The sequence below is a fragment of the Azospirillum mesophilum genome (genome assembly GCF_053470405.2).
Genome location: NZ_JBPXMQ020000009.1, coordinates 58143 through 72817, shown reverse-complemented (window position 1 = coordinate 72817; position 14675 = coordinate 58143). Strand labels below are relative to the sequence as shown.

4 protein-coding genes are annotated in these 14675 nt (G+C 68.3%); 2 read left to right on the top strand and 2 right to left on the bottom strand.

Annotated elements, in window-relative coordinates:
• Nucleotides 1-35: 35 nt before the first annotated feature.
• Both ACSVC7_RS11535 and lldP read right to left on the bottom strand, forming a co-directional pair.
• Nucleotides 36-2861 carry an FAD-binding and (Fe-S)-binding domain-containing protein gene (locus ACSVC7_RS11535; RefSeq protein WP_448204627.1) on the bottom strand — a complete coding sequence of 942 codons (2826 nt, stop codon included), beginning with the start codon at nucleotides 2859-2861 and terminating at the stop codon, nucleotides 36-38.
• Nucleotides 2862-3064: 203 nt separating this feature from the next.
• Nucleotides 3065-4753: an L-lactate permease gene (gene lldP, locus ACSVC7_RS11530; RefSeq protein WP_448204628.1), complete on the bottom strand. Its 1689-nt coding sequence runs from the start codon at nucleotides 4751-4753 to the stop codon at nucleotides 3065-3067.
• Nucleotides 4754-5068: 315 nt separating this feature from the next.
• Between lldP and ACSVC7_RS11525 the strand changes: the two genes are divergently transcribed.
• Together ACSVC7_RS11525 and ACSVC7_RS11520 are read left to right on the top strand one after the other, a co-directional pair.
• Complete coding sequence (locus ACSVC7_RS11525; protein WP_448204629.1) at nucleotides 5069-5839, top strand: FCD domain-containing protein; 771 nt, start codon at nucleotides 5069-5071, stop codon at nucleotides 5837-5839.
• Nucleotides 5840-6032: 193 nt separating this feature from the next.
• Nucleotides 6033-14654 carry a hypothetical protein gene (locus tag ACSVC7_RS11520; protein WP_448204630.1) on the top strand — a complete coding sequence of 2874 codons (8622 nt, stop codon included), beginning with the start codon at nucleotides 6033-6035 and terminating at the stop codon, nucleotides 14652-14654.
• Nucleotides 14655-14675: the final 21 nt, after the last annotated feature.

Sequence of the window (14675 nt, the reverse complement as noted above, 5' to 3'; positions counted from 1 at the left end):
ACTGCGGTCGCAGTCCCGCGCGGATTGAAATCCGCTTAGAATGCGGGTTCCGATGCGCGCTTGGATGCCGGGGCGGCGGCCTTCGGCGTCGAGCATGCATCCACCAGATATAGGATCGAACGGTACGGCATGCCGGAATGGTGCGACAGGCCGATCTCGCAGGTCCGGCTGGTCGAATAGCCGGCGGACGTCCCTTCCGGGATGTCCTTGTTCAGGTGGCGGAGCGCGTGGGCGTTCAGCTCCGGCCGGGTGAAGCCCTTGTCGCCGGCGAAGCCGCAGCAGCCGACGTCCTCCGGCACCACGACCCGCTCCGCGCAGGCGGCGGCGATGGCCTTCAGCTTGGCGTCCAGCCCCATGCGGCGCGTGCTGCAGGTCAGGTGCAGGACGGCCGGCTCCGCCTGCTTGCGGAAGCTCAGCCGGTCGAGGAGGTGGTCGTGGATGAACTCCACCAGATCCAGCACCGGCAAGCCGTCATCCTTGAGGTGCTTCTTCAGGCGCAGGGCGCAAGGGCTGGTGTCGATCACCACGGGCAGGCGGCCGCCGCAGCTCGCCGCACGGATGGCCGCGGCCATCTCGTCGGCCTTGGCGTCGGCCTGCCGGGCAAGGCCCTTGCTCTCCAGCGGCATGCCGCAGCACAGCGACGACAGGCCGTCCGGATAGACCACGCGGAAGCCGGCCTTGCGGAACAGCGCCTCCGTCTTCACGGGCAGCGGTGTGCTTTCCGGATCGTCGGCGGCGGGACCCATGCTGCGGCTGGTGCAGCTCGGCACATAGACGACGGCCGGCGCCTCCACCGGGCCGACGATGGGAGCCTCCGGGTGGAAGTTCATCGCCGTGGGCAGCGCGCGGGGCAGTTGGGGGAGCCGCTCGCCGAGCGCCCGCTTGGCGAGGTTGCCGAGCGTCAGCCCGGCGCGGGCGGCGCCCAGCACCCCGGCGGTGTGGTTGGCGACGAAGCTGCCGACCGCCTGCGCCACGGCGCCCTGCCGCTCGCCACGGATCGCCTTGATGAGCAGCCCCGTCTCGATCCCCACCGGGCAGGCGGTGGAGCACAGGCCGCAGGCGGCACAGGTGTCGATGCCCTGGTAATCATAGGCGGCGTGCAGCGCGCCCAGCCGTTCGGCGTCGGTGCCCTCGGCCTCCAGCCGCGCGATCTCGCGCCAGCCAACGATGCGCTGGCGGGGCGACAGGGTCATCTTGTGGGACGGGCAGGTCGGCTCGCAGAAGCCGCACTCGATGCAGGTGTCCACCAGACGGTGCGCGGCGGGCAGGGCCTTCAGGTTCTTCAGGTGCGCGTCCGGGTCGTCGTTCAGGATGACGCCGGGATTCAGCAGCCCTTCCGGATCCAGCAGCGCCTTGATGTCCTTCATCAGGCCATAGGCCTGGGCGCCCCACTCCATCTCCACGAAGGGGGCCATGTTGCGGCCGGTGCCGTGCTCCGCCTTCAGGGAACCGTCGTATTTCTTCACCACCATCTCGCAGACCGCGTCCATGAAGCGGCGGTAGCGGTCGACCTCCTCGTCCGTGTCGAAGGCCTGGGTGAAGACGAAGTGCAGGTTCCCTTCCAGCGCGTGGCCGAAGATGATCGCCTCGCTGTAGCCGTAGGCGGCGCACAGAGCCTGAAGCTCCACCGTCGCCTCGGCCAGCCGGTCCAGCGGGAAGGCCACGTCCTCGATGATGACGGTGGTGCCGGTCTTGCGCATGGCGCCGACCGCCGGGAACAGGCCCTTGCGGATCTTCCAGAAGCCCTCGCAGGCCTTGGCGTCGGTGGTGAAGGCGACGTCGAACAGCGTGCGCGTCTGCGCCAGCACGGCGGTGATGGCGGCGAGGTTGCGGTCCAGGTCGGCGGCGTCGGCCCCGCGCGTCTCCACCAGCAGGGCGGCGGCGTTCCCGTCCAGCCCGGCGATGAAGTCCGGCATGCCCGGCTTGCCCTCCACCGAGCGCAGGGCGGGGCGGTCCATCAGCTCCACCGCCGCGACGGGCGTCGGCTTCAGCAGGGCGGTGGCGCGGCAGGCCTCGGCGATGTCGGGGAAGACCAGCAGGGCGCTGGCCTTGTGGGCGTGCTCCGGCACCGTGCGGAAGGTGATCTCGGAGATGAAGCCCAGCGTCCCCTCCGACCCGATCATCAGGTGCTGGAGGATGTCGATGGGATCCTTGTGATCGACCAGCGCGTTCAGGCTGTAGCCGGTGGTGTTCTTGATGCGGAACTTGGCCCGGATGCGTTCGGCCAGCGTCTCGTCGGCGCGCGTGCGCGCGGCCAGTTGAGCGAGGCCGGAGAGCAGGGGCGCGTGGCTCTTGCCGAAGGCGTCGCGGCTGTGCGCGTCGGCGGTGTCCAGCAGCGTGCCGTCGGCCAGCACCAGCCGCATGGAGGACAGCGTGCGGTAGCTGTTCTGCGCGGTGCCGCAGCACATGCCGCTGGCGTTGTTGGCGGCGATGCCACCGATCTTCGCCGTGTTGATGGAAGCCGGGTCCGGCCCGATCTTCCGCCCGAAGGGGGCGAGCTTGCGGTTGGCTTCCGCCCCGATCACGCCGGGCTGGAGGGTGACCGTCTCCGCCCCCGGCGGGATGGTGCAGCCGCGCCAGCCGTCGCCCAGCAGGACAAGGACGGAGTCGCTGACCGCCTGGCCCGACAGGCTGGTGCCGGCGGCGCGGAAGGTGACCGGCGCCTTGACCGACCGGCAGGCGTGCAGCAGGCGGACCACCTCGCCCTCCGTCTCCACGACGGCGACGATCTTGGGGATCAGGCGGTAGAAGCTGGCGTCCGTGCCATAGGCCAGCGTGCGCAGCGGATCGGTGATCAGGCGCTCGGCCGGCATGAACTCCCGAAAGGCCGCGTGCAGACGGTCATAGGGGGCGGGCAGCATCGGTCGACAGCTCCTTCTGAAAGCCGCAGCGCGGTACGCGGGTAATCTAGCGGCCCGGCGCGCGTGTTGGCAAAAACTTTTGACCAGGATGGTTTCGGCGAAGGCGGCGGTGCGCGCCCGCACCGCGAAAAGGAAGCGGCGCCGCCCGGCCGGTGGGCGGGGTGGCGCCGCGCGTTTTCAGGTCAACGGAACGACCCGTCGGCTCACGGGATCATCCAGGACAGGACGTAGGCCTGGATGGCGGTGATGATGCCGATGATCGCCACGAAGAACAGGCTGTGCTTCACGGTGAAGCGGAACAGCTCCGACTCCCGGCCGATCAGGCCGACCGCGGCGCAGGCCACGGCGATGGACTGCGGGGAGATCATCTTGCCGGTGACGCCGCCGGTCGTGTTGGCGGCGACCAGAAGCACGTCCGAAACGCCGACCTGCTGCGCCGTGGTGGCCTGGAGGCCGCAGAACAGCGCGTTGCTCGACGTGTCGGAGCCGGTCAGGAACACGCCCAGCCAGCCGAGGATCGGCGAGAAGAACGGGAAGGCCGCACCCGTGCCGGCCAGCAGCAGCGCCAGCGTGGAGGACAGGCCCGAATAGTTGGCGATGAAGGCGAAGGCCAGCACCATGCCGATGGAGTAGATCGGGCGCTTCAGCTCGTTCACCGTCTCGGCGAAGGTCTTCAGCCCCTCGGCCGGGCGCATCTTCAGCATGATCATGGAGATCAGCGCGGAGATGAGGATGGCCGTGCCGGTGGCCGACAGCAGGTCCAGCTTGTAGACCGCCTCGATCGGCTTCGGGGTGGCGACGATGGGGGCCGCCTTCAGCACCAGCTTGTCCAGGCCGGTAATGGGGAAGTACAGCACCGTGTCGGCGAGCGCGCCGCCCTTGGCGAACAGCGCCTTGAAGGGCTTCAGGCTCCAGATCGTGACGATGACGGTCAGGATGACGAAGGGCGACCAGGCCTTGATGATCTCGCCGGCGGTGTAGGTCCGCTTGGCGTCGCCGAACTGGCCCACCGCCATGGCGCCGGCCGACTGCGGCACCGGCGTGGCGAGCGGGGAGTGCGAGAAGCGGAAGATCGCCTTCGGCTTCCAGACCTTCAGGAACACGGTGATGCAGATCAGGCTGACCAGGGCGGAGGTGATGTCCGGCAACTCCGGCCCGATGAAGTTGGCGGTGAAGTACTGCGTGACGGCGAAGGTGCCGCCGGCCACCAGGATGGCGGGCCAGGTCTCGCGGATGCCCTTCCAGCCGTCCATGATCATGATGATCCAGAAGGGGACGAACACCGACAGCAGCGGCAGCTGGCGGCCGGCCATGGCGCCGATGCGGAACGGGTCCAGCCCGGTCACCTGCCCGGCGACGATGATCGGAATGCCCATGGCGCCGAAGGCCACCGGGGCGGTGTTGGCGATCAGGCAGAGGCCGGCGGCGTAGAGCGGGTTGAAGCCCAGCCCGACCAGCAGCGCCGCGGTGATGGCCACCGGCGCGCCGAAGCCCGCCGCACCTTCCAGGAAGGCGCCGAAGGAGAAGCCGACCATCAGCATCTGAAGGCGCTGGTCCTCGGTGATCGAGACCACCGACGAGCGGATGATCTCGAACTGTCCCGTCTTCACCGTGATCTTGTAGAGGAACACGGCGGCGACGATGATCCAGGCGATGGGCCACAGGCCGTAGAGGAAGCCGTAGACGGCCGAGCCCAGGGCCATGCCGACCGGCATCTTGTAGAACAGGATGGCGACCGCCAGCGAGATCGCCACGGTGATGGTGCCGGCGACATGGCCCTTCATGCGCAGAATCGTCAGCGCCACGAAGAAGAAAATGATGGGCAGAGCGGCCACAAGTGCCGATAGCCACAGGTTCCCCGCCGGGTCGTAGACTTGTGTCCAGGTCTGCATGCTGAGTTCCTATACCCTTTTCTCGTGCGAATCCTGAAAGCGTGGCCTTGCTGCGGACCTGGGTCTTTGCGCCTTTTCGCCCCGGGCATCGTCCGACCGGGACGGTGCGATCCGTGGGAAAGGCTGTTATTGTGGTCCTGGCGTGGTCAAAACAAATGACCAAAGGCCAAGGGACGGATACAATGTGTTGCCAACGATTGCAATCCGGAAATTAAGATCGCCAGACGGCCCGCTCCACGCCGCATTGTTGCGGGGGTGGACGCGCGGAACGTGCGGCGATATCAAGCAGCGCGCGCAAGGAGAGGGATGCGGTCGATGCAGGGGATGATAAAGCCGGCCAAACTGGCGGACGCCATCGCGGAGCACCTGGAGACGTTGATTCGCGAGGGCGTGCTGCGGCCGGGCGAAAAGCTTCTGCCGGAACGGGAACTGGCCCTGAAGCTGGACGTGTCCCGGCCGTCGCTGCGCGACGCGCTGGTGAAGCTGGAGGAGCGCGGGCTTCTGGTCACGGCGCGGAACGGCACCCACATCGCGCAGTTCCTGGCGCCCATCGCCACGCCGCTGGCCACGCTGCTGCAATCCGACCCGGACTCCACCTTCCATTACCTGGAGTTCCGCTGCTCCATCGAGGCCGCCGCCGCCGGTCTCGCCGCGCAACGGGCGACCGACCTGGACCGCGACGCCATACGCGGGCTGGTGACGCGCATGAAGGCCGCCCACGGCAAGGACGATCCGACGGAGGAGTCGGACGTGGACGCGCAGCTCCACCTCGCCATCTACGAGGCGGCGCACAACACCGTGATGCTGCACATCATGGGGGCGCTGTCGGAGATGCTGCGCAACGACGTGTTCTACAACCGCGAGCGCCTCTACACCCGGCCGGGCGTGCGCGACCTGCTGCTGGACCAGCATCTGGCGATCGCCGAGGCGGTCATGGCCGGCAATCCCGACGCCGCCCGCGCCGCGGCGGAGGCGCACGTCACCTTCACCATGCTTACTCTGCGTGAAATCCGGAACGACGATGCCCGGCTGGAGGCGTCGCTCCGCCGCATCGGCCGAAGCGACCTGATCGACAGCGAAGCCTGAGCCGTCGCGGCGCTTATCAGGGATCGCTCATTTACTGCGGGATTCAACTCAGGCGAGTTCCTGCTGCGCCGCAGCATCGCCTTTGTCTTTTGTTTCGAAAACCTAGGACGTTTGGTCGCACTTCCTTGCAATTGTCGATTGCTTCCTCTAGACCCTTTGAGCCAGAAGGATTACTACGTACGACGGGGAAGTTATGGCTAATCTGGTTGGGTCGGCTGGTGACGATACGCTGACGGGCGGCAGGGGCAACGATACCTTCATCGGTGGAACCGGCAACGATTCGCTCGATTTCGGCGGTGGCGGCAATGACGTCCTGAACTATTCCGGGCTGAGCGGGCCGATCGACTTCAACCTGCCGAATCTCACCGTGTCGAAAGGCGCGGACGGGACCGACCAGCTTTCCAACATCGGCCAGGATCCGATTTTCGACGACCTCACCGTCATCGGGACCGCCGGCAACGACTCCTTCACCTACGACAACAAGGCGGGCTTCACCAGCATCCGTCCGGGTGCCGGCAACGACACCATCACCGCCGTCAACGGCCAGGACGGCCGCGTCCTCTACGACAACGCGCCGACGGGCATCAGCGCCAACCTCGCGACCGGCACGGTGTCCGACGGCTTCGGCGGCACCGACACGCTGGTCGGGGTCAACCGGATCCGCGGTTCCAAGTACAACGACACCGTGACCGGCAGCGCCGGCGACGACACGTTCGAGGACGCCGGCGGCAACGACCGGTTCGACGGCGGCGCCGGCACCGACATCGTGCGCTACCAGAACGCGCCCAAGGGCATCGTCGCCAACCTCGCCACCGGCATCATCCAGGACGGCTACGGCGGCCAGGACACGGTCACCAGCGTCGAGCGCGTGCGCGGCTCCAACTTCGGCGACTACATGATCGGTTCGGACGGCAACGACCGTCTGGACGGTGACGGGAACGTCAGCACCGACACGATCGACGGCAACGATACGCTGTTCGGCGGCGGCGGCAACGACCTGCTGAACGGCGACGCGGGCGACGACTATCTCGACGGCGGCATCGGCAACGACACCATCGAGGCCGGCCCCGGCAACGACACCATCGAGGGCGGCCTGGGCGACGACATCGCCACCTACTGGCTGAAGGGCGTGACCGGTCCGCTGACCCTGCAGCCCGGCCAGAACAACGAGATGCTGGTGCTCGCCAACGGCGTGCAGGTGGTGAGCATCGCGCGGACGGGCGCCAACGCCCTGACCGTGACCGATCTGCGCACCGATTCGCCGCTCGGAACCGACAAGCTGACCAACGTCGAGCATGTCTATGTGGCGATCACCGGCGCCAGCGGGCAGGGCAGCTCCGTGTACCTGACCCCCCTGATGGTGTCCGGGACGAACGGCAGCGACACGCTGTACGGCACGATGGGCAACGACACCTTCGGCGGTGGGGCGGGCAACGACACGCTCAACTTCGGGGGCGGCGGCCTGGATGTGCTCGACTACTCCAAGCTGAACGGGCCGATCAACTTCGACCTTTCGGCGAAGACGGTCTCCAAGGGCGCGAACGGCACCGACCAGCTCACCAATCTCGGCCAGGTCAACGCCAGCGACGACATCACCGTCATCGGCACGACGGGCAACGACACCTTCTATTACGACCGCTCGGCGCCGTTCGTCACGATCCAGCCGGGGGCTGGCAACGACACCATCACCACGGTCTATGGCCAGGACGGCCGCGTCCTGTACGGCGACGCGCCGGCGGGCGTGAACATCAATCTTGCAACCGGCACGGTGTCCGACGGCTACGGCGGCACCGACACGCTGAACGGCATCAACCGGGTCCGCGGGTCCAAGTTCAACGACACCATGACCGGCGGCACCGGCGACGACACCTTTGAGGACGTCGGCGGCAACGACGTGATCGACGGCGGCGCGGGCTTCGACGCCGTGCGCTATCACAACGCGCCCAGGGGCATCGTCGCCAATCTCGTCACCGGCATCATCCAGGACGGCTACGGCGGCCAGGACACCGTCACCAGCATCGAGCGCGTGCGCGGTTCCGACTACGGCGACTACATGCTCGGCTCCGACGCGAACGAGCGGCTGGACGGTGACGGAAACATCACCAACGACGTTAATGTCGACGGCAACGACACGCTCTACGGCGGCGGCGGCAACGACACGCTGAACGGCGACGCGGGCGACGACTATCTGGACGGCGGTTCGGGCGACGACTCGATCGAGGCCGGGCCGGGCAACGACACCATCGACGGTGGTGCTGGCAACGACGTGCTGGCCTATTGGCTGAAGGACGTGACCGGTCCGCTGACCACCCAGGCCGGCCAGAACGGCGACATGCTGGTGCTCGCCAACGGCGTGCAGGTGCTGAGCATCGCCCAGGCGAACGGCGCCTTCGCCGTGACCGACCTGCGCAACGGCTCGCCGCTCGGCACCGACCGGGTGACCAACATCGAGCACATCCAGGTCGGCATCAGCGGCGCCAGCGGGCCGGGCAACTGGCTCTACCTGGACATCGCCCCCTCCGTCTACGACAACCCGCAGGGCGGCGGCAGCATCAACGGTACGGCGCTGAGCGATCTGCTGGACGCCACCGTGCTGTTTCCGAACGCCCCCGCGAGCGCCAGCATCAGCATCCAGGGCAACGCCGGCAACGACACGATCATCGGCCACGCCGGCAGTGACTACATCAACGGCGGCACCGGCGACGACAGCATCAGCGCGGGTGGGGGCAACGACTACGGCCTCCAGGGCGGCGCCGGCAACGACACCATCGACGGCGGCGCGGGATGGGATTCGGCGCAGTATATGCTGTCCGGCGTGACCGGTCCGCTGACCACGCAGGCCGGCCAGCCGGGCGAGATCTTCATCCTCGCCCACGGTGTGCAGGTGCTGAGAGTCGTCCGGGCCAACGGCACGGTGACCGTGACCGACCTGCGTGACGGCTCGCCGCTCGGCACCGACACGCTGACCAACGTCGAGCAGTTGCAGTTGAACGTCGAGGGTGGCACGACCCAGAGCGACAACCTGTACCTGGACCTTCTGCCGAACGTCTACAGCAACACGACGAACGCCGGCGGCTACATCATGGGCACCACGTTCGGCGAGGTGCTGAACGTCGGGACGCTCCTGCCCAACGCCGGGGCGCAGGACTTCGTCAATGTCAGCGCCGGGGAGGGCAACGACACCGTCACCGGCCATGCCGGCGGCGACTTCCTCGACGGTGGCCTCGGCAACGACAGCCTCAGCGGCGGGGCCGGCAACGACAACCTCAGCGGCGGGGCGGGCAACGACATTCTCGACGGCGGCGCCGACACGGATTCGGCGCAGTACAGCCTCGCCGATGTCACCGGCCCGCTGACGACGCAGCCCGGACAGGCCGGCGAGGTGTTCGTGCTCGCGAACGGCGTGCAGGTGCTGAAGATCGTCCGTGCGAACGGCACGGTGACGGTGACCGACCTGCGCGACGGTTCGCCGCTCGGCACCGACACGCTGACCAACGTCGAAACCGTCTCGGTCAACATCCAGGGCACCTACACCCAGGGCAACTCTCTGTCCGTGCCGATCCTCCCGAACACCTATTCGGACTCGATGGGCGGCGGCTACGTCGGCGGCACCGGATGGGGCGAACTGCTCAACGCCGGCGTGATGATCCCGAAGGCCTCCGCGACGCGGTCCATCGGCATGGACGCGGGTGACGGCGACGACACCCTGATCGGCCACGACGGCTACAACTACATCACCGGCGGCGCCGGCAACGACAGCATCGACGCCCGCGGTGGCGACGACTTCATCCGCGAGGGTGCCGGCAACGACACCATCGACGGCGGCGCCGGCTCGGACTCGGTGTCCTATGAGCTGACCGGCGCGACCGGCACCAGCCTCACGGTGGTGGAGAACAACGGCACGCTGGAGGTGCAGCTCGACGGCCAGACGGTGGCGACCATCGTCCCGAACGGCAAGGGGACCTACACCATCACCGGCGTCGGCGCCGGCGCCATCAACGGCACCGACGTCCTGCGCAACGTGGAACGGGTCGAGTTCCGCGTGCCCAGCACCCAGCCCATGCTGCCCGGCCAGCCGCTTCCGCCGATCCAGTTCACCCAGGCCTACATCTCCATTCCGCTCGGGATCAGCGTCTATTCCGACTCCCTGGGCCATGGCGGTTCCGTCAACGGCAGCATGTTCGGCGACCTGCTGGACGCGGCGACGCTGTTCCCGAACGCCACCGCGCAGGACAACGTCAGCTTCAACGGCGGTGACGGCAACGACACGATCATCGGCAACGCCGGCAACAACTACATCGACGGCGGCACCGGCAACGACAGCATCAGCGGGGGTGACGGCTACGACTTCATCGTGGGCGGCGCCGGCAACGACACCATCGACGGCGGCGCGACCTCCGACACGGTGGAGTATCGCCTGGCCGGGGTGACCGGTCCGCTGACCACGCAGTCCGGCCCGAACGGCGCGACCGATGTGCTCGCCAACGGCACGGCGGTGCTGCGCATCGTGACGGCCAACGGCACCACCACGGTGACCGACCTGCGCGCCAACAGCCCACTGGGCACCGACACCCTGATCAACGTCGAGCGTGTGCAGGTCGACATCGAGGGTTCGACCACGCCGGGTTCCAGCCTGAACCTCCAGCTGACGGCCGAAGTGTTCGTCGACCAGCAGGGCAAGGGCGGCTTCGTCAACGGCACGGGCCAGAACGACCTACTGGACGTGGCGGCGCTGTTCCCGAAGGCCACGGCTCAGCAGAGCATCGGCTTCGACGGCGGTGCGGGCAACGACACCATCGTCGGCCACGACGGCGACAACTTCGTCGACGCCGGCATCGGCAACGACAGCGTCGACACCCGCGGCGGCAACGACTTCATCCGCGAGGAAGGCGGCGACGACACCATCGACGGCGGCGCCGGCTCCGACACGCTGTCCTACGAGCTGGCGGGCGTCACCGGGTCGGTCTTCACGATGGTTCCGAGCAACGGCACCATGCTGGTGCAACTCGACGGCCAGACGGTGGCGACCATCGTCGCGGCCGGGCAGGGCGCCTACACCATCACCGGCGTGGGCGCCGGGGCGGGCGTCATCGGCACCGACACCGTGCGCAACGTCGAACGGATCGAGTTCCGCCTGCCCAACGCCCAGCCCAACGACAACGGCCAGGGTTACCTGGACGTGTCGCTCGGCCTCAGCCTGTACACCGACTCCCAGGGCCGCGGCGGCTATGTCAACGGCAGCATGTTCGGCGACGTGCTGGACGCGGCGGCGCTGTTCCCGAACGCCACGGCGCAGGACAACGTCGGCCTGGACGGCAACGAGGGCAACGACACGATCACCGGCAACGCCGGCAACAACTTCATCGACGGCGGTGCGGGCGACGACAGCATCAGCGGGGGTGACGGCTACGACTACGTCCTGGGCGGTGCCGGCAACGACACCATCGACGGCGGCGCCGGCGCCGACACGGCGGAGTACCGCCTGAACGGGGTGACGGGACCGCTGACCACCCAGACCGGCCCGAACGGCGAGACCACCGTGCTGGCCAACGGCACGCAGGTGCTGAGCATCGTGACGGCCAACGGCACCACCACGGTGACCGACCTGCGCAACGGCTCGCCGCTGGGCACCGACACCCTGACCAACGTCGAGCAGGTTCAGGTCTCCATCGAGGGGGCCACGGGCTCGAACGGCTTCGTGAGCGTCGACCTGGCGCTTCGCGTGTACAAGGACCCGAACGGCGGCGGCTTCGTCAACGGCACCGGCCAGGGCGAGCGGCTGGACGCGGCGGCCCTCTTCCCGAACCTGACCACGAAGCAGGGCGTCGGCTTCGACGGCGGTGCGGGCGACGACACCATCGTCGGCCACGACGGCAACAACTTCATCGACGGCGGTGCTGGCAACGACAGCATCGACGCGCGCGGCGGCGACGACTACATCCACGGCAGTGTCGGCAACGACACCATCGACGGCGGCGCCGGCACCGACACGCTGTCCTACGAGCTGACCGGGGTCACCGGCACCAACCTCACGCTGGTGGAGAGCAACGGCACGCTGCTGGTGAAGCTTGACGGCAACACCGTGGCGACCATCGCGCCGGCCGGGCAGGGTGCCTACACCGTCACCGGTTCGGGCGCCGGGGCGGCCATCGGCACCGACACCGTGCGCAACGTGGAGCGGATCGAGTTCCACCTGCCCAACGCCCAGCCCGGCCAGGGCTACCTGGAGGTGCCGCTGGGGCTGAGCGTCTTCGCGGACTCGCTGAACCATGGCGGCTTCGTGGGCGGCAGCGTGGTCGGCGACCTGCTGGACGCGGCGGTGATCTTCCCGAACGCCACGGCGCAGGACAACGTCGCCCTCAACGGCAACGGCGGCAACGACACGATCATCGGCAACGCCGGCAACAACTACATCGAAGGCGGCGACGGCGACGACAGCATCAGCGGGGGCGACGGCTACGACTACGTCCTGGGCGGCGCGGGCAACGACACCATCGACGGCGGCGCCAAGGCCGACACGGTGGGCTACCGCCTGACCGGCGTGACCGGTCCGCTGACCACGCAGGCCGGCCCGAACGGCGAGACCATCGTGCTGGCCAACGGCACGCAGGTGCTGAGCATCGTGACGGCCAACGGCACCACCACGGTGACCGACCTGCGCAACGGCTCGCCGCTGGGCACCGACACCCTGACCAACGTCGAGCAGGTTCAGGTCTCCATCGACGGGGCCTCCGGGGCGAACACGTTCCTGAGCCTGGACCTCGCAGTTCGCCTGTACAGCGACCCGAACGGCGGCGGCTTCGTCAACGGCACCGGCCAGGGCGAGCGGCTGGACGCGGCGGCCCTCTTCCCGAACCTGACCAACAAGCAGGGTGTGGGCTTCGACGGCGGTGCCGGCAACGACACCATCATCGGCCACGACGGCAACAACTTCATCGACGGTGGGGCCGGCGACGACAGCGTCAGCGCGGGCGACGGCTTCGACTTCATCCGCGGCGGTGCCGGCAACGACACCATCGACGGCGGCGCCAGCGTCGACACGGCGGAGTACCGCCTGGCCGGCGTGACCGGGCCGCTGACCACGCAGGCCGGCGCCAACGGCGAGACCTACGTGCTGGCCAACGGCGCTCAGGTGCTGTGCATCGCGACGGCCAACGGCACCACCACGGTGACCGACCTGCGCAACGGCTCGCCGCTGGGCACCGACACCCTGACCAACGTCGAGCAGGTTCAGGTCGCCATCGAAGGAGCCTCCGGTCCGAACTCGTTCCTGAGCCTGGACCTCGCCGTGAAGGTGTTCAACGACCCGACCGGCGGCGGCTTCGTCAGCGGCACCGGCCAGGGCGAGCGGCTGGACGCGGCGGCGATCTTCCCGACGCTGACCAACAAGCAGGGCGTCGGCTTCGACGGCGGTGCCGGCAACGACACGATCGTCGGCCACGACGGCAACAACTACATCAACGGCGGCGACGGCGACGACCTCATCCAGGCGAAGGGCGGGGACGACTACATCGTCTTCACCAACGGCAACGACACCATCGACGGCGGGGACGGCTTCGACGTCCTGAGCATCGACGCCGAGGACTACCAGGGCGCCCTGGCGCTGAAGGCCGATGGGCAGGGCAACCTGATCGTCACGCTGGGCGGCGTGGATGCCCTGCTCGTCAAGCCGGGCGCCACCAACGGCAGCTACACGCTGGAGACGCTGGTGGGCGGCAGCATGACGGCCGACATCAGCAACATCGAGCGCATCGCGATGACGGCCGGCACGGGCGCCAGCCAGACGAGCCTGAACATCGACCTGGGCCTCGGCGTCTTCAAGGACCCGCAGGGCGGTGGCTTCGTGCAGGGCACGGTGTTCGGCGACTCCCTCGACGCCGCCACGCTCTTCCCGGGCCTCACGGCGAAGCAGGGCGTCGGCTTCGACGGCGGCATGGGCAACGATACGATCACCGGTCATGACGGCAGCAACTACGTCGACGGCGGCGCGGGCGATGACCTGATCGACACCCGTGGCGGGGACGACTACATCGCCGCCAGCAGCGGTCATGACACCATCGACGGCGGCACCGGAAACGACATGTTCGCCATCGAGATGGTCGACCAGCCCGGCACGCTGGCGCTGAAGACCGATGCCCAGGGCAATCTGGTCATCACGCTGAACGGCAAGGACGCCTTCTCCATCGTGCGTGGCGCGACGGAAGGCAGCTTCACCGTGACCGAGCTGGACGGCACGCCGAACAAGGCCGAAATCACGAACATCGAGACCGTCTTCGTGTCGGCCGGCGTGGGGGGCAACCGGTCCACCCTGAGCGTCGAGCTTGGCGTCGGCGTCTTCAAGGACGCGCAGGGCGGCGGCTTCATCGCCGGCACGGTGTTCGGCGACCGGCTGGACGCGGCGGCCTACTTCCCGAACGCCACGGCGGAGCAGGGCATCGGCCTGGGCGGCGGCGAGGGCAACGACACGCTCCTCGGCACCGCCGGCAACAACTACCTGGAGGGTGGCGCCGGCAACGACGTCCTCTTCGCCGGGAGCGGGGACGACTACATCGGCGAGGGTGCCGGCAACGACACCATCGACGGTGGCGACGGCTTCGACATCGTGGCTTACACCGTCGACGGCAAGCCGGTCGATCCGAACGGCTTCACGGTCCAGTACAACAGCGACGGCTCGGTCTCGGTCATCAACAAGGCGACCAGCGAGACCGACCTGCTGACCAACATCGAAGCGCTCGACTTCGGCGGGCCGAGCGGCTGGATCGTGCTCGACAAGCCGGCGGCTGGCGGGATCGTGGTCACGTCCACGCTGCCGTAAGGCGGCGCACGCCCGAAGGGA